This is a genomic window from Streptomyces sp. NPDC039424 (assembly GCF_055639495.1).
The window spans coordinates 70,286-85,716 of the sequence record NZ_JBVKAI010000014.1 but is presented as its reverse complement, the minus strand read 5'-3'; the positions used below and the strand labels follow the sequence as shown (position 1 = coordinate 85,716).

The window sequence follows — 15,431 nt, the reverse complement described above, 5'->3', positions numbered from 1 at the left end:
TGTCCATCCCCCGGTCAGGGTCCGGGGGGCAGCCCGGTCAGGCCTGGCTGCCCTGGTCACCCACAAGCGTGCCGATCTTCTCACCCTTGACGGCCCGCGCGATATTCCCCTCGACCAGAAGCTCGAACACGAGGATCGGCAGCTTGTTGTCGCGGCACAGGGTGATCGCGGTGGCGTCGGCGACCTTGAGGTCGCGGGTGATGACCTCGCCGTAGCCGAGGGAGTCGAACTTGACGGCGTCGGGGTTGGTCTTCGGGTCGGAGTCGTAGACCCCGTCCACGCCGTTCTTGCCCATGAGCAGTGCCTCGGCGTCGATCTCCAGGGCGCGCTGGGCGGCGGTGGTGTCGGTGGAGAAGTACGGCATGCCCATACCGGCGCCGAAGATGACCACGCGGCCCTTCTCCAGGTGGCGCACGGCGCGCAGCGGGATGTACGGCTCGGCGACCTGGCCCATGGTGATGGCGGTCTGGACCCGGCTGTCGATGCCCTCGTTCTCCAGGAAGTCCTGGAGGGCGAGGCAGTTCATCACGGTGCCGAGCATGCCCATGTAGTCCGAGCGGGCGCGGTCCATGCCGCGCTGCTGGAGTTCGGCGCCGCGGAAGAAGTTTCCGCCGCCGATGACGACCGCGACCTGCGCGCCGTCGCGCACGACGGCCGCGATCTCGCGGGCGATCTTGTGCACCACGTCGGGATCGACGCCGAGGCCCCCGCCACCGGAGAAGGCCTCTCCGGACAGCTTCAGCAGAAACCGGCCGCGTACTTTGCCGTCGTCGCTCTTCTGGGCCTTGGTGGTCATCGGGATCCCGCCTCTGTTACGTGGTGCACATACGAAGAAGGCCACTGCCGGTTGGGGTCGCTTTTCGCTCCCATGCGCGGCAATGGCCTCCTCGTCAGATCTGCTGTCGTCCGCCACGTGCCCGGGTGTGGCGGCGTACACGGACGACTGCTGTCGACCCTATCGAGATTTCTCCGTGGGTCGCGCGTCGATCGCGGTACGGACTCAGATGCCGACCTTGATGCGCGAGAAGCGCTTCAGGGTGACACCGGCCTCGTCCAGAACCTTCTGGACCGACTTCTTGTTGTCCAGCGCGTACGGCTGGCCGAGCAGCGTGGCGTCCTTGAAGAAGCCGTTCACGCGACCCTCGACGATCTTGGCGATCGCGGCCTCGGGCTTGCCCTCGGCGCGGGTGGTCTCCTCGGCGATGCGACGCTCGGACTCGACGACCTCGGCCGGGACGTCCTCCTTGGAGAGGTACTTCGGCGCGAAGGCGGCGATGTGCTGGGCGATGCCCTTGGCGACCTCGGCGTTCGGCTTGTCCAGTTCGACGAGGACACCGATCTGCGGGGGCAGGTCGGGCATCGTGCGGTGCATGTAGGCGGTGACGTAACCGTCGGCGAACTGCGCGAAGCGGTCCAGGACGATCTTCTCGCCGAGGTTGGCGTTGGCCTCGTCCACGAACGCCTGGACGGTCTTGCCGGCCTCGATCTCGGAGGCGAGCAGGGCCTCGAGGTCGGCCGGGGAGGTCTTGGCGACGTGCTCGGCGATCGCGTTGGCGACGGCCTGGAACTTGTCACCCTTGGCGACGAAGTCCGTCTCGCACTTCAGCTCGACCAGGACGCCGGAGGAGTTGTCGTCGGCGATGATGGAGACCACGGCGCCGTTCTCGGCGGAGCGGCCCTCGCGCTTGGCGACGCCCTTCTGGCCCTTGATGCGAAGCGCCTCGACGGCCTTCTCGACGCTGCCCTCGGCCTCGTCCAGCGCCTTCTTGCAGTCCATCATGCCGGCGCCGGTGAGCTCACGGAGCTTCTTGACGTCGGCGGCGGTGTAATTCGCCATGAGTCTGTGAGTCTTTCTCGAAGTCTTGGGAGATCGACAGGTCAGTACGATCCGGGATCCACATGGAGTAACGCGGATCGCCGACTCGCTGCTGGCCTACGGGTGAACAGCGGGGGCGGACTTCATGTCGCCGCCCCCGCCGTCAACGCTGGCGTCAGGCCTGCTCGCCCTCGGCGGCCGGCGCCTCGGCGGCCGACGCCTCGGCAGCGGGGGCCTCCGCGGCGGGGGCCTCCGCGGCGGGAGCCTCGGCGGCGGGGGCCTCGGCAGCAGCCGGAGCCTCGGCAGCCGGAGCCTCCTCGGCCTTCTTCTCGCCCTCGAGCAGGTCGCGCTCCCACTCGGCGAGCGGCTCGCCCGCGGCCTTCTCGCCCTTGTCACCGGTGGCGACACGGGAGCGGGAGATGAGGCCCTCGGCGACCGCGTCGGCGATCACACGGGTGAGCAGGGTGACGGAGCGGATCGCGTCGTCGTTGCCCGGGATCTTGTAGTCGACCTCGTCGGGGTCGCAGTTGGTGTCGAGGATGGCGACGACCGGGATGTTGAGCTTGCGGGCCTCGCCGACCGCGATGTGCTCCTTCTTGGTGTCCACGATCCAGACGGCGCTGGGCACCTTCTGCATCTCGCGGATACCGCCGAGGGTCTTCTCCAGCTTGGCCTTCTCACGCGAGAGGACCAGGAGCTCCTTCTTGGTGAGGCCGGAGGCGGCCACGTCCTCGAAGTCGATCTGCTCGAGTTCCTTCAGGCGCTGCAGGCGCTTGTAGACGGTCGAGAAGTTGGTGAGCATGCCGCCCAGCCAGCGCTGGTTGACGTAGGGCATGCCGACGCGGGTGGCCTGCTCGGCGATGGCCTCCTGCGCCTGCTTCTTCGTGCCGACGAACATGACCGTGCCGCCGTGGGCGACGGTCTCCTTGACGAACTCGTAGGCGCGGTCGATGTACGACAGCGACTGGAGCAGGTCGATGATGTAGATGCCGTTGCGCTCGGTGAAGATGAAGCGCTTCATCTTCGGGTTCCAGCGACGGGTCTGGTGACCGAAGTGGACGCCGCTTTCCAGCAGCTCCCGCATCGTGACGACGGCCATGGCCGTATCTCCTTGAATTTCTCGGTTGTGCCGCGGATGCCGGACGGCTCCCGCGCCTGACGCCCGCGATGCGCCGTTGCCACAAATGGACCGAGGGGCGCTGATACGAACGGACCGTCGCCGGCCGCGCCTCGTATCGGGGCGTGCGAAGTCGACCCGGTGACCCGGATCGCCACAAGAAGTGTACGGGACCGGCGAGGCACCGGGTGACGCCGCTGTCCACAACTCGGGAGTTGTCCACAGATCCCGGCCCCTGCCGACGGGGGTGCGGGACGGTTCTCGTATGCGAGCGAAACGATCCGCGGCCGCGTGGCTCGGCCTGCTGCTGAGCCTGACGGTGACCGTCCTGACGTCCCTGGCCTGGGCCGACGCCCCGCCTCCAGCACCCCCGGAATCACCCGCTCCACCGGTTCCACCGATCGGCCGCGCCTGGCCGGTGGGCATGCGCCCGACGGTGGTACGCGGCTGGGAGCCCCCGGCGACGGTCTACGGCCCCGGCCACCGGGGCGTGGACCTGGCGGCGCCTCCCGGGACTCCGGTACGGGCGGTGGCGGCGGGCCGGGTGTCGTTCGCCGGGCGGGTGGCGGGCAGGGGCGTGGTGTCGGTGCGGCTGTCGGGAACGGCGCTGCGGACGACGTTCGAACCGGTGACGCCCTCGGTACGGAAGGGGGACGAGGTGGCGGCGGGCGCGGTGGTGGGCGCGGTGGAGGCGGTGGGCGCCCACTGCGGGGGCGGCTGCCTGCACTGGGGCCTGCTCAGCGGGGAGACCTACCTGGACCCGCTGTCACTGCTCCCCCCGTGGCTGCTGCACAGGGGCCCGCCGAGACTGCTGCCGGTGCTGGGTGTGCCGCTCACGGCGTAGCCGCGACCACCGCGGCCGGGTCAGCCCCGCACACCCCGCAGCGCCATGCCCACCGCGGCGTCCGTGATCGCGGAGGGCTCCTCGGCGGCGCCCAGCTCGATCCGCCGCACCGCCGCGTCCACGACGCCCTGAAGCAGCATCGCCGCCAGCCGGGGCTGCTGGTGTCCCAGCTCCCCGAGCGCCTCGACGATCATCGCGACGAGCCCGCCGTGCGCCGCGCGGATCTTCTCCCGCGCCCCCGCGTCCAGCTCGCTCGCCGAGATCGCCACGACAGCCCGGTGCCGCCGGTCCCCGACCAGCGCGAGCTGCCGCCGCACATACGCCTCGACCTTGGCCTCGGGCGTGTCCGCCCGCTCCATCGCCGCCGACACCTCGGCCGCCCACACCGGGAAGTCGACCTCGCACAGCTCCTCGACCACGGCGGCCCGCGACCGGAAGTACTCGTAGACGGACGACCGGGCCAACCCCGTCCGCTCGGCGAGGGCCGGGAAGGTCAGCGCCTCCGTCCCGCCCTCGGACAGCAGGGAGCGTGCCGCGTCCAGCAGGGCGGCTCGCTGCATCGACCGGTGCTCGGCCACGGAGGCCGCTCGAATCCTTGGCACGTCAACCACTTTACGGACGCGACACCCCGGACGGGAGCCGTGTTCACTCGGTCAGCGCCCGAAGCTCGCCAGCTTCGCCCGCAGTTGCAGCACCGACTTGGTGTGGATCTGGCTGACCCGGCTCTCCGTGACGCCGAGCACGTTGCCGATCTCGGCGAGCGTGAGCCCCTCGTAGTAGTAGAGCGTCACGACGGTCTTCTCCCGCTCCGGCAGGGTGTTGATCGCCCGCGCCAGGAACCGTCTGAGCTCCCGGTCCTCGGCCACCTCCACCGGATCGTCGGCGGCGGTGTCCTCCAGCGTGTCCATGAAGCTCAGGCCGTCCCCGCCCTCACCCCCGACGTGCAGCAGCTCCTCCAGCGCCACCACGTTGGCCAGCGACAACTGGCTGAAGACCGCGTGCAGCTCGTCCACCTGGATACCCAGCTCGGCGGCCACCTCCGTCTCCGAGGGCGTACGTCTGAGCCGCGCCTCCAGCGTCGCGTACGCCCGCTCGACGTTCCGCGCCTTCTGCCGCACCGACCTGGGGATCCAGTCCAGCGCCCGCAGCTCGTCGATCATGGCGCCCCGGATCCGGGTGATCGCGTACGTCTCGAACTTGATCTCCCGGTCGATGTCGAACTTCTCGATCGCGTCGATGAGTCCGAAGACGCCCGAGGACACGAAGTCGGCCTGCTCCACATTGGGCGGCAGTCCGACACTCACCCGCCCCGCCACGTATTTCACCAGCGGCGAGTAGTGCAGGATCAGCTGCTCGCGCAGCCGCTCGTCCCCCGTCGCCTTGTAGGACCGCCACAGCTCGTCGAGCGTCGAGGGAGCGGGCGGCCGCACGCTGCCACCGTCGCGGGCGGCTGGGGGGATCGCCGCCCGGTCGGACCCGGAGGTGTGCTGGGGCATTCGTCGCCTTGTGCCGTTCTGCCGTGAAGTGCCGTGAACTGCCGTGAACCGAGAAGGAGTGAGCCGATAGGGGATGCCTGGGTGAGCTGTCGGTCTGGTGTCGAGTTGCAGTGGTTCGTGTGGGGGTCTTCGTGAGCGTAGCGTGACTAAGGAGTCGCGGTGTGCGAACAGCGAGCCTCACTCTTTGCGGGGACGCCCGCGCCGACGCGTTCCGGGGTGCCCCGCGCGTCGCTCTGCGTGATCGACCGGAGGTGCCAACTCCGGGAAAACCCAGGCGTGTCGGGGGTTCCCTCGGACGGCCGAACACGCTCGGTCAGCATCGACTCCGATCGTCCCCGACCGGAATCGTCGCCTGGCGTGTCAACTTCCAGCCATCGCCGTGTCGTTCGACGTATCCAAGTGCTCGGAGTTCGTACAGTCTCGCGATCGCCTCGTCCGGCGTGGTCTGCGCGCCGCGCGCGATCTCCCCCGGCGGGGACGGCAGGTGCGCGGGCAGGGCGGCCAGGACGCGCCGGGCGTCGGGGTCGAGCAGGTCGCGCGGGAGCACCGGACCACGCCGGGCCGGGGCCAGCTCGCCGATGTCCCCGACCAGCTCGACGACCTCCGCGGCGTCGGTGACGAGCACCGCCTCCCCGCGCAGCAGTTCGTGCACGCCCGCCGAGAGGCCGCTGGTGACGGGCCCGGGCACGCCCATCGTGAACCGGCCCAGCCGCTGCGCCGCCCGGGCCGTGACCAGGGAGCCGCTGCGGCAGGCGGCCTCCACGACCACGGTCCCCCCGGTCAGCGCGGCGATCACCCGGTTGCGGAGGATGAACCTGCTCGGCGTCGGGTGGTCCCCGGGCGGCAACTCCCCCACCACGAGACCCTGTTCCGCGATCCTGCTGATCAGCTGGGTGTGTCCGCGCGGGTAGGGCCGGTCGACGCCGCAGGCCAGGACGGCGACGGTGGCGCCGCCCGCGCCGAGGGCGCCCCGGTGGGCGGCGCCGTCGATGCCGTAGGCGCCGCCGGAGACCACCACCCAGCCGCGTTCGGCGAGCCCGGCGGCGAGCGCGGTCGCGGTGTGGGCGCCGTACTCGGTGCAGGCCCGGGCGCCCACGACGGCGACCGATCTGAGCGCCCACATCCGCAGACTGGGCCGCCCGCGCACCCACAGTCCCAGGGGCCGGGCGTCCCCGAGGTCGTCGAGCTGGGCCGGCCACTCGGTGTCCCCGGGGCACATGAACCGCACCCCGGCCGCCCGGGCGGCCTCCAGGTCTTCCCCGGGCTCGGCCCGCCCAGCCCGTGCCCGCAGCCCCGCCCACCGCGTCCCGCTCACCCCGGGCAGCGGCTCACCCGGCTCCCGCAGCCGCCGGGCTACCTCCCGCACCCCGTACTCCCGCACCCAGCGCCCGCCGGTCTCGTCGCCGGGTTCGAGGACCCGGGTGAGGAAGACCCGGCAGAGCCGTTCACCGTGCGGATCACCGGCCGCGGTCACGTGAGCGCTCCGATGGCCATCGGCACGCCCCGGGGGACGCCGGTGCGCAGATGCAGGGCGAGGGCGACGTCCGTGGCGTCGGGCCGGTCGTGGCCGACGAGATCCGCGACCGTCCAGGCGACCCGCAGCACGCGGTCGATGCCGCGGGCGGTCAGCACGCCCCGCTCCAGGTTCCGCTCCGCCTCGTCCATCGCACCGCTCACGGCGTGCCAGCGGCTGCGCAGCTCCCTGCCCGGGACTTCGCTGTTGGTCCGCCACGGGGTTTTGGCCAGCCGTGCGGCGGCCCGTTCCCTGGCCGCCCGGACCCGGTCGGCGACCGTCGCGGTGGACTCGCCGCGCGCGCCGGGCTCGGTGAGCTCCGCCCGGGTGACGGGGTCGACCTCGACGCGCAGGTCGACCCGGTCGAGCAGGGGGCCGGACAGCCGGGCCTGGTAGCGGCGGATCGCCGAGGGCGGGCACTCGCACAGCGTGTCGCGCTGCGAGAAGCGTCCGCAGGGGCACGGGTTGGCGGCGAGCACCATCAGGAACCTCGCCGGGAAGCGCACCACGCCGGCGCTGCGCGCGATCACGACGTGCCCCGACTCCAGGGGCTGCCGCAGGGCGTCGAGGGTCTGGCCGTGGAACTCCGGGGCCTCGTCCAGGAAGAGCACTCCCCGGTGGGCGAGCGAGACGGCACCGGGCCGGGCGATGCCCGGGCCGCCGCCGACGAGGGACTGCATGGTGGCCGAGTGGTGCGGGGCGCAGTAGGGGGCGACGTCGATGAGGGGTTTACCCGGCGGCAGGAGGCCGGCCACCGAGTGGACGGCCGTCACCTCCAGCGAGTCCTCCCGGGTGAGCCGGGGCAGGACGGCGGGCAGCCGCTCCGCGAGCATGGTCTTGCCCGCACCCGGTGGTCCCTCCAGGAACAGGTGGTGTCCGCCGGCCGCGGCCACCTCCACCGCCGTGCGCGCCGAGGTCTGGCCCACCACGTCGGCGAGGTCGTGGTCATGCTCGTGCTGCGCGGCGCCCATGCAGTGCATGCCCGTGGCCGCGCCCGTGCCGGGCACGCGCAGACCGGCCAGGAGCGGGTCGGGGCGTCCCAGGTCGTCGGGTTCCTCCTCGGGTGCGGGCTCGTCCGTCAGGACGGCGATCAGCTGCCGCAGGCTGCGGACGCCGAGCACCGAGACACCGGGCACCAGAGCGGCCTCGGCGGCGGCGCACTCCGGGACGACCACCTGTTCGTACCCGGCGTCGGCCGCGGCCAGCACGGCGGGCAGGATGCCCCGGACCGGGCGGACCCGGCCGTCCAGCCCGAGTTCCCCGATCATCACGATGTCGGCGAGGACCCGGGGGTCGATCCGTTCGGCGGCGCCGAGCACCGCGCAGGCCACGGCCAGGTCGAAGCCGCTGCCGGCCTTCGGCACCGAGGCCGGGCTGAGGCCCACCGTGAGTTTCTTCTGCGGCCACTCGCCGCCCGAGTTCACGACGGCGGCCCGTACCCGGTCCCGGCTCTCCGTCAAGCTCTTGTCCGGCAGGCCCACCAGGGTGAAGGCGGCCACGCCCGGTTCCAGGTCGGCCTGGACCTCGACCACCACGCCCTCGACGCCCACCAGCGCCACCGCACACGTACGCGCGAATCCCATCAGGCCACCCCCCGCGCGTGCTCGACCACGGGTGCGCCGCGGTCGGGGAGCAGGACGCCGATCAGGTCGATGCGGACGCCTCCCGGTGGGGCGCCGCCGTGTTCCTGCGCCCAGCGCGCCGCCAGGCCGCGCAGACGGTCCGCCTTGGCGGGCGTGACCGCGGCCATGGGGTGCTGGAAGAAGCCCGCCCGGCGGGTCTTGACCTCGCAGATCACCAGGACGTCGCCGTCCCGGGCCACGATGTCGACCTCACCCGTCCTGCCGCAGCGCCAGTTGCGCTTCAGGACGGTCATCCCGGCCTCGCCCAGCCGTCGCACGGCCAGGTTTTCGCCGTACCTGCCCATCGCACTGCGTTGTGCGTTGCGTGTGCTCACGTCGGCACCACCTCCGGCGCCAACGATGAGGGCGGCTCAGCGAGCTATTGGATCTTGGTGGACAAGTCCGCGGCTGTGGATAACTCCGTCACCCGCCCGGAAGCTCCAGGTCGCTCTTGTTCAGCTCCTCGATGTTCACGTCCTTGAAGGTGAGCACGCGGACCTGCTTCACGAAGCGGGCCGGCCGGTACATGTCCCAGACCCAGGCGTCCGCCATGGACACCTCGAAGAACACCTCGCCCTGGACCGAGTGCACCTGCATCTCGTAGTCGTTGGTGAGGTAGAAGCGCCGTTCGGTCTCGATCACGTATTTGAACAGACCGACGACATCGCGGTACTCCCGGTAGAGCTTGAGCTCCATCTCGGTCTCGTACTTCTCGAGGTCCTCGGCGCTCATGGCATGTTCCCCTTCAGCCGTGCGATCCCACCATTGTGCGCCAGTCCCGCGGGCCCCTAGACGATTTCCGGGTCAAGGGTCACGGGCCTGGCCGGGGGACCTTCGTCGAGCAGCCTGGTCAGGAGCTCGGCGAGTCTGGTCGGATACACCGTCTCATGTGCCCGGGTCAGTTCCCGACACGTCCACCAGCGCGCTCCGGCGACACTGCGCCGCTCCAGCTCGGTGAGGGCCGTCGCCCGGGTCGCGGTCTGGGTCGTACGCGCCAGGTAGTACCACTCGTCCTGGTCCCAGCGGCGGCCGGCGAACGGGAAGGAGCACACGCGCCGCCACAGCACCGGGCCGAGTTCCACCTCGGTGATGCCGGTCTCCTCGGCGAGTTCCCGCAACGCGGCCTCTTCGCGCGTCTCGTCGCCCTCCAGCCCGCCGTCGGGGGTGAACCACCAGTCGTCGGCCGGGTCGTCCGGTTCGTGGCCGTGCAGGAGCAGGATGCGGTCGTCGGGGTCGAGCAGCACCACCCGCGCGACCTTGCGCAGTCCGCCCACATAGGTGTCCGCGCCCGCCTCGGTCGCGTCAGCGGGCACCGACGGGCTCCGTGCGGGCGCCGGAGCGGTTGCCGCCCAGCCGCTTGGCGATCGGGCCGTAGGCCCCGCCGCCCAGGATGAGGACGGCGCCGCCGACGATCAGCAGGACGATCGTGCGCAGCGGCCCGGGCTGGGAGAGGGAACCGAGGGCCTCGAAGCCGGTGGGGCGCTCCAGCATGCCGTTCATGGGCCAGACCACGGCGTCGACACGGGCGCTCACAGCGCTGCGGGCCACCGTGCCGCCGGCGGCGTCGGTGAGGTGGGCGCTGGAGTCCAGGGAGCTGTGGCGCTCGTCGCCGAGGAGGAAGAGCCGGCCCTTGGGCACGGTCACCGTCGGGATCTTCTTGCTCTCGGCCGGGCTGCCCTTGGGCAGGTAGGGCTCGTCGATCTGCTTGCCGTTGACGGTCAGCTTGCCGTCGGTGCAGCAGGAGACGGTGTCACCGCCGACCGCCACCACGCGCTTGACCACGTTGGCGTTCGTCACCCAGCTCTTGTCGCGGAAGATGACGACGTCACCACGTCGTACCTCGCTGCCGTCGATGCGCTGGGCCAGCACCCGGTCGCCCGCGTCGATCGTCGGCGCCATCGAACTGGTGGGCACGGTGTACGGCCGGTAGAGCACCGCTGCCCACGCGAACCCTCCGAGGAACAGCAGCAGACCCAGTCCCACGGCCAGTCCGGACAGCCGCTGTCCGAGTCGGCTGCCCACCTGCGCCGCGCCTGTGCTCCCGCCGCTGCGCGGGGCCGTACGTGTCGTGCTCTCGCCACCCATGGACCCGCACCCTACCCGGCGGTACCGACGGGCGGCAGCCCCTCTTTGCCGACCTTGGTCAGGCCTTTCGCCTGCGCCGCCACACCGCCACCGGCAGCACGGCCGTCAGGGCGATGCCCTGGGGGGCCACCGAGAGGACGGCGGCGGCCGACGACTTCTGGTCGAGACCCTGATCGAAGGTGTCGGGCACCGGCAGCGTGCCCCAGCGGTTGATCGGCCAGGCCTTCACGATGGCCCGCCCGACGACGTCGTCGACCGGGACCATGCCGTGGTACTTGTCGTCCTGGTTGTAGCGGGAGTCACGCGAGTTCTGGCGGTGGTCGCCCATGACCCACACGTAGCCCTTGGGCACCTTGACCTTGAACTGGCCGCCCTGGTCGTCGTTGGTGCAGGGCGTGTTGCCGGGGTAGACGTACGGCTCGTTCAGCGCCTTGCCGTTGACCTTCAGCGGGCCGGTCCCCTTGCACTCGACCGTGTCGCCGCCGACTCCGACCACACGCTTGATCAGGTCCTTCTCCTCCGCCGAGGGCATCAGGCCGATCCAGCTGAGGACCTTCTGCATGGCGTTCGGCTCGGGCGTCGGCTCACCGGCCAGCCACTTGCTGGGATCGTGGAAGACGACGACCTCACCGCGCTCGGGCTCGGAGCCGAACCACGGGGTGAGCTTGTCGACGAGGACCCGGTCACCCTCTTGCAGGGTGTTCTGCATCGAGTCGGAGGGGATCGAGAACGCCTGCACCAGGAACGTCTTGATCAACAGCGCCAGCACGAGCGCGATGCCGACCAGGATCGGCAGCTCCTTCCAGAAGGAGCGCGGCTTCTTCGGAGCCGGCGTCGAGTCACCCGGACCCCGGTCGCCGCCGAGGGGCTGCCGGTCGCCCGGCGCCGCACCCTCGTCCTCGACCGCCGCGGAGTCATTCCCGGAGGTCACGGCGTCGTCCGCGCCGGGGGTCGCGTCCACGGGGCGTCCGCGGTGCTCCTCGCCGTCGTGTCCGGACCGTGCGCCAACCGCCACATCCCCCACGCCAACTCCTTACTCTGTGCCGCCGCCTGCCCCATACGCGGTGCAGGCCCACCACTCCCATAACGAGCGGAAGTTCCGCAGGGCTCGGGAGTTGGATCGTTCCGTTCGGATCGTCGGGAACAACCCTATGCGACGGCTGGGGGGACAAGGCCGCTCCGGACACCGCGTCGGTCACCGAAGAAAACGTTTGCGGTTCTTCGAGGGTGGTCCAGTGGCCCATCGGCCATCCGATGATCATGGCGCGTCCGACCACCGAGTCCTCGGAGACCGTGCCGCCATAGCCGGTGTTCTGGTGGGCGCGGGAGTCCGCGGAGTTGGCCCGGTGGTCGCCCATCACCCACAGCCGCCCCTGGGGGACGGTGATGTCGAACGGCGACGCGGACGGAGCGTTGCCCGGATACAGGTAGTCCGTCTCGCTCAGGGGCACGCCGTTGACGGTCACCCGCCCCTGGGAGTCGCAGCACTTGACGTGGTCACCACCGACGCCGACGACCCGCTTGATGAGGTCCTTCTCGTTGTCGGAGGGCAGCAGGCCGATGAACTGGAGCCCCTCCTTGACCTGCTTGACCACGACGGGGTCGTTCTTCTTGGTGGTCTTCTCGTCGTTGAGCCAGCCGCCCGGATCGTGGAACACGACGACGTCCCCGCGCTGCGGCTTGGAGCCGAACCACGGAGTGAACTTGTCGACCAGGACGCGGTCGCCGATCTGGATCGTCTGCTCCATGGAGCCCGAGGGGATCACGAACGCCTGGACGAGGAAGGTCTTCAGCACGAGCGCGATCAGGACGGCCACGCCGACCAGGAGGGGTATCTCCCGGACCGCGCCGCGCCTGCGCTTGCGCTTGACCTTACGCTGGAGCTTGCGCCGCTCCGCGCGGCTGCGTCCGCCCGCGACCGGAGCGGCGGAGGTGCGGCGGGACCCGGTGGGCAGCAGGTTGTCGGCGGCGCTGGTGGACACACCGCGCGGCTTGCCGCGGTTACCCATGGGCGCCCTCCGCGGCCGGCACACGCGCGTAGGCGGCGGGGCGACGCAGGTGCGTCCAGTGGCCGTACGGCCAGGCGATCCAGTCGGCCCGCCCGATCACGTCCCCGACGGGAATCATGCCGCCGCCCGGGGAGCCAAGGTGATCGCGGGAGTCGCTGGAGTCGCTGCGGTGGTCGCCGAGGACGAAGAGCCTGCCGTCGGGCACGACGACGTCGAAGGGCACGGCGGACGGACTGTCCCCGGGGTAGAGGAACGCCGTCTCGTCGACCGATCGGCCGTTCACTTCGATCCTCCCCTCCTCGTCGCAGCAGACCACGTTGTCTCCCCCCACACCCACAACGCGTTTGACGTAGTCGGCGTGCCCGAAATAGCCGGTGCCGTCGAACACGACCACGTCGCCGCGCCGCGGCTGGGCACCGAAACGGTACGCCAACTTATTTACGAGAACACGGTCCCCGATCCTCAATCCCTGTTCCATGGATCCGCTCGGAATCTGGAACGGTTGCACCACGAGCGTGTTGAGGAACAGCAAAAACCCCAGGCAGGTGAAGAGAGTCAGGGTGATCCGCCCGCCGGGCAGCCGGTCGGTGATCCACGACACCAACGCGAAACGCGACCGTCCCTCCGGCCCCGGGGTGTCGGGGCGGGAGGAGCGGTCGCGCTCCGTCGTCGGCTGTGCTTCGGTGTCCATCGAGGCCAGATGCTATCCGGCCTCGCTGTGACTCCCGAGAGGCGCTCAGCTCTCGCGCTTCTCCTTGATCTTCGCGGCCTTGCCACGGAGCTCGCGCAGGTAGTACAGCTTGGCGCGGCGCACGTCACCACGGGTGACGAGCTCGATCTTCTCCACGATCGGGGTGTGCACCGGGAAGGTGCGCTCGACGCCGACGGAGAAGGAGACCTTGCGGACCGTGAAGGTCTCGCGGACACCGGAGCCCTGGCGGCGGATCACAACGCCCTTGAACTGCTGCACACGGGAGCGGTTGCCCTCGATGACGCGGACGTGGACGTTGACGGTGTCACCCGGGCGGAAGGCCGGGATGTCGCTGCGCAGCGATGCGGAGTCGACGGAGTCGAGCAGGTGAGACATTTCGTCTGCTTTCTTCGCTGATGCCACAGGTCATCAACGGGAACTAGGTTTCCAGGAGGACTGCCGTGCGGGTCGGGGCGGGCGTCGTGTCCCCCTGTGGCAGGGGCGCACGCCGGACCTCCGCACAACAGCGGCCTATTCTTCCACGCCCTCGGTCCTGCGCCAAAATCGGCCGTACGGCTCGCCCTCCGGGTCCGGCGACCAGCCCAGGATGGACAGCATCTCGCGGTCCTTCTTGTCGAACGCCTTGGGGTCGCAGCGCTCGATGAGGTCGGGCCGGTTGGCCGTCGTACGCCTCAGGGCCTCGTCCCGGCGCCAGCGGGCGATCTTCCCATGGTGGCCGCTGAGCAGCACGTCCGGGATGTCCCGCCCGCGCCAGACGGGCGGCTTGGTGTACACGGGACCTTCCAGGAGGCTCGCCATCGCGCCGGGCGCGAAGGAGTCGTCCCGGTGGGACTCGGCGTTGCCGAGGACACCGGGCAGCAGCCGCGCCACGGCCTCCGTGACGACCAGTACGGCCGCCTCGCCGCCGGCCAGGACGTAGTCGCCGATGGACACCTCGTAGACCGGCATCCGGGTGGCGTACTCGTCGATGACGCGCCGGTCGATGCCCTCGTAGCGGGCCGGCGTGAAGACCAGCCAGGGGCGCTCGGAGAGCTCGACGGCCAGTTCCTGGGTGAAGGGGCGGCCGCTGGGGGTGGGCACGATCAGCGCGGGCGCGTGGGAGCCCGTCTCGTAGCCGTCGGCGAGGACGGAGTCGAGGGCGTCGCCCCAGGGGTCGGTCTTCATGACCATGCCCGGGCCGCCGCCGTACGGCGTGTCGTCGACCGTGTTGTGGCGGTCGTACGTCCACGCGCGCAGGTCGTGCACGTGGACGTTCAGCTGTCTACGCGCGCGTGCCTTGCCGACGAGGGAGACGTTCAGCGGTTCCAGGTACTCGGGGAAGATCGTGACGACGTCGAGGCGCATCAGGCGTCGTCCTCGGAGTCACGTGCGGACGCGATCTCCGCGCGGTCGTCGATCAGACCCGGCGGCGGCGCGATGACCGCCTTCTGCTCCTCCAGGTCGATCTCGGTGACGATCTCCTCGACGAACGGGATCATGACCTCGGTCCCGTCCGGGCGCTCCACGATGAACAGGTCCTGCGTGGGCAGGTGCGAGATCTCGGTGATCCGGCCGACCTCCACGCCGTCCTCGGTCACCACGTCGAGGTCGATGAGCTGGTGGTCGTAGTACTCGTCCTCGCCCTCGGGCAGTTCCTCGGGATCGACGTCGGCGATGAGGAGGGTGTTGCGCAGCGCCTCGGCGGCGTTGCGGTCGGCGACGCCCTCGAAACGCAGGAGGAGCCGGCCGCTGTGCACCCGGCCGGTCGCGATGGTGAGCGGCCCCGCCGAGGCGGGGTCCGTGGTCAGTACGGCACCGGGCCCGAGCCTGAGTTCCGGCTCGTCGGTGCGGACCTCGACGGTGACTTCGCCCTTGATGCCGTGGGCGCGGCCGATCCGTGCGACTACCAGCTGCACTGTGCTTGTTCTCCTGTCATACGACTGCGGGCCGGGGACGGCCCAGTGGCCCTCCCCGGCCCGAGCCGGTGCTGCGAAACGTCAGCGGACGTGGTCCACGTCGACGAGGTCGACACGGACGCCACGGCCGCCGATGGCGCCCACGACGGTGCGCAGGGCGCGCGCGGTGCGGCCGTTGCGGCCGATCACCTTGCCGAGGTCGTCGGGGTGTACCCGGACCTCGAGCACGCGTCCGCGGCGCAGGTCGCGCGAGGCGACCTGCACATCGTCAGGGTTGTCGACGATGCCCTTCACGAGGTGCTCAAGCGCCTCTTCGAGCATG

Annotated in this window: 19 protein-coding genes; 1 reads left to right on the top strand and 18 read right to left on the bottom strand. The window is 70.7% G+C overall.

The annotated features are described in order from the left end of the window. Positions 1 to 37: 37 nt before the first annotated feature. From pyrH to rpsB, 3 genes are all read right to left on the bottom strand, one after another. The gene (gene pyrH, locus ACZ7L0_RS29985) at positions 38 to 796 is read right to left on the bottom strand and encodes a UMP kinase (RefSeq protein ID WP_471245637.1); all 759 of its coding nucleotides are present in this window, start codon (positions 794 to 796) and stop codon (positions 38 to 40) included. Positions 797 to 1,000: 204 nt separating this feature from the next. After that, complete coding sequence (gene tsf / locus ACZ7L0_RS29980; RefSeq protein ID WP_471245636.1) at positions 1,001 to 1,837, bottom strand: translation elongation factor Ts; 837 nt, start codon at positions 1,835 to 1,837, stop codon at positions 1,001 to 1,003. A 154-nt stretch (positions 1,838 to 1,991) separates the two neighbouring features. Next, a complete protein-coding gene (gene rpsB / locus ACZ7L0_RS29975; protein ID WP_471245635.1) occupies positions 1,992 to 2,915 on the bottom strand; it encodes a 30S ribosomal protein S2 in 924 nt (307 codons plus the stop codon). 283 nt (positions 2,916 to 3,198) lie between these two features. Here rpsB and ACZ7L0_RS29970 point away from each other — a divergent pair, with 283 nt between their 5' ends. Next, positions 3,199 to 3,777 carry a peptidoglycan DD-metalloendopeptidase family protein gene (locus tag ACZ7L0_RS29970; RefSeq protein WP_471245634.1) on the top strand — a complete coding sequence of 193 codons (579 nt, stop codon included), beginning with the start codon at positions 3,199 to 3,201 and terminating at the stop codon, positions 3,775 to 3,777. Between the two features lie 20 nt (positions 3,778 to 3,797). On the opposite strand, the gene ACZ7L0_RS29965 is transcribed toward ACZ7L0_RS29970, so the two are convergent. The 15 genes from ACZ7L0_RS29965 to ACZ7L0_RS29895 form a co-directional block, all read right to left on the bottom strand. Further along, on the bottom strand, positions 3,798 to 4,355 hold the full coding sequence (locus ACZ7L0_RS29965; protein ID WP_471245744.1) for a TetR/AcrR family transcriptional regulator: 558 nt from the start codon (positions 4,353 to 4,355) through the stop codon (positions 3,798 to 3,800). 75 nt (positions 4,356 to 4,430) lie between these two features. Beyond that, positions 4,431 to 5,273, bottom strand: a complete 843-nt coding sequence (whiG, locus tag ACZ7L0_RS29960; RefSeq protein WP_471245633.1) for an RNA polymerase sigma factor WhiG — start codon at positions 5,271 to 5,273, stop codon at positions 4,431 to 4,433. Between the two features lie 313 nt (positions 5,274 to 5,586). Further along, on the bottom strand, positions 5,587 to 6,747 hold the full coding sequence (gene dprA, locus ACZ7L0_RS29955) for a DNA-processing protein DprA (protein ID WP_471245632.1): 1,161 nt from the start codon (positions 6,745 to 6,747) through the stop codon (positions 5,587 to 5,589). Then, positions 6,744 to 8,369, bottom strand: a complete 1,626-nt coding sequence (locus tag ACZ7L0_RS29950) for a YifB family Mg chelatase-like AAA ATPase (protein ID WP_471245631.1) — start codon at positions 8,367 to 8,369, stop codon at positions 6,744 to 6,746. Before ACZ7L0_RS29950 ends, dprA begins: the two co-directional genes overlap by 4 nt. After that, positions 8,369 to 8,713: a YraN family protein gene (locus ACZ7L0_RS29945; protein ID WP_471245743.1), complete on the bottom strand. Its 345-nt coding sequence runs from the start codon at positions 8,711 to 8,713 to the stop codon at positions 8,369 to 8,371. Before ACZ7L0_RS29945 ends, ACZ7L0_RS29950 begins: the two co-directional genes overlap by 1 nt. A 118-nt stretch (positions 8,714 to 8,831) precedes the next feature. Continuing rightward, positions 8,832 to 9,140 (bottom strand): DUF2469 domain-containing protein, encoded by a 309-nt coding sequence (locus ACZ7L0_RS29940; protein WP_003965949.1) that lies wholly within the window; start codon positions 9,138 to 9,140, stop codon positions 8,832 to 8,834. A gap of 56 nt (positions 9,141 to 9,196) precedes the next feature. After that, a complete protein-coding gene (locus ACZ7L0_RS29935; protein WP_471245630.1) occupies positions 9,197 to 9,721 on the bottom strand; it encodes an NUDIX hydrolase in 525 nt (174 codons plus the stop codon). Continuing rightward, complete coding sequence (lepB, locus tag ACZ7L0_RS29930; RefSeq protein WP_471245629.1) at positions 9,711 to 10,493, bottom strand: signal peptidase I; 783 nt, start codon at positions 10,491 to 10,493, stop codon at positions 9,711 to 9,713. Before lepB (ACZ7L0_RS29930) ends, ACZ7L0_RS29935 begins: the two co-directional genes overlap by 11 nt. Before the next feature lie 58 nt (positions 10,494 to 10,551). Continuing rightward, complete coding sequence (gene lepB / locus ACZ7L0_RS29925; protein ID WP_471245628.1) at positions 10,552 to 11,517, bottom strand: signal peptidase I; 966 nt, start codon at positions 11,515 to 11,517, stop codon at positions 10,552 to 10,554. Continuing rightward, complete coding sequence (lepB, locus tag ACZ7L0_RS29920) at positions 11,408 to 12,502, bottom strand: signal peptidase I (RefSeq protein WP_471245627.1); 1,095 nt, start codon at positions 12,500 to 12,502, stop codon at positions 11,408 to 11,410. The genes lepB (ACZ7L0_RS29925) and lepB (ACZ7L0_RS29920) overlap by 110 nt, the downstream gene beginning before the upstream one ends. Then, positions 12,495 to 13,193 carry a signal peptidase I gene (gene lepB, locus ACZ7L0_RS29915; RefSeq protein ID WP_471245626.1) on the bottom strand — a complete coding sequence of 233 codons (699 nt, stop codon included), beginning with the start codon at positions 13,191 to 13,193 and terminating at the stop codon, positions 12,495 to 12,497. Before lepB (ACZ7L0_RS29915) ends, lepB (ACZ7L0_RS29920) begins: the two co-directional genes overlap by 8 nt. Positions 13,194 to 13,238: 45 nt before the next feature. Then, positions 13,239 to 13,589, bottom strand: coding sequence for a 50S ribosomal protein L19 (gene rplS, locus ACZ7L0_RS29910; RefSeq protein ID WP_030612790.1), 351 nt, complete (start codon positions 13,587 to 13,589; stop codon positions 13,239 to 13,241). Positions 13,590 to 13,724: 135 nt separating this feature from the next. Next, positions 13,725 to 14,558, bottom strand: a complete 834-nt coding sequence (gene trmD / locus ACZ7L0_RS29905; RefSeq protein WP_471245625.1) for a tRNA (guanosine(37)-N1)-methyltransferase TrmD — start codon at positions 14,556 to 14,558, stop codon at positions 13,725 to 13,727. After that, the gene (rimM, locus tag ACZ7L0_RS29900; protein ID WP_471245624.1) at positions 14,558 to 15,109 is read right to left on the bottom strand and encodes a ribosome maturation factor RimM; all 552 of its coding nucleotides are present in this window, start codon (positions 15,107 to 15,109) and stop codon (positions 14,558 to 14,560) included. Before rimM ends, trmD begins: the two co-directional genes overlap by 1 nt. An 81-nt stretch (positions 15,110 to 15,190) precedes the next feature. Continuing rightward, complete coding sequence (locus tag ACZ7L0_RS29895) at positions 15,191 to 15,430, bottom strand: RNA-binding protein (RefSeq protein WP_005479813.1); 240 nt, start codon at positions 15,428 to 15,430, stop codon at positions 15,191 to 15,193. Position 15,431: the final 1 nt, after the last annotated feature.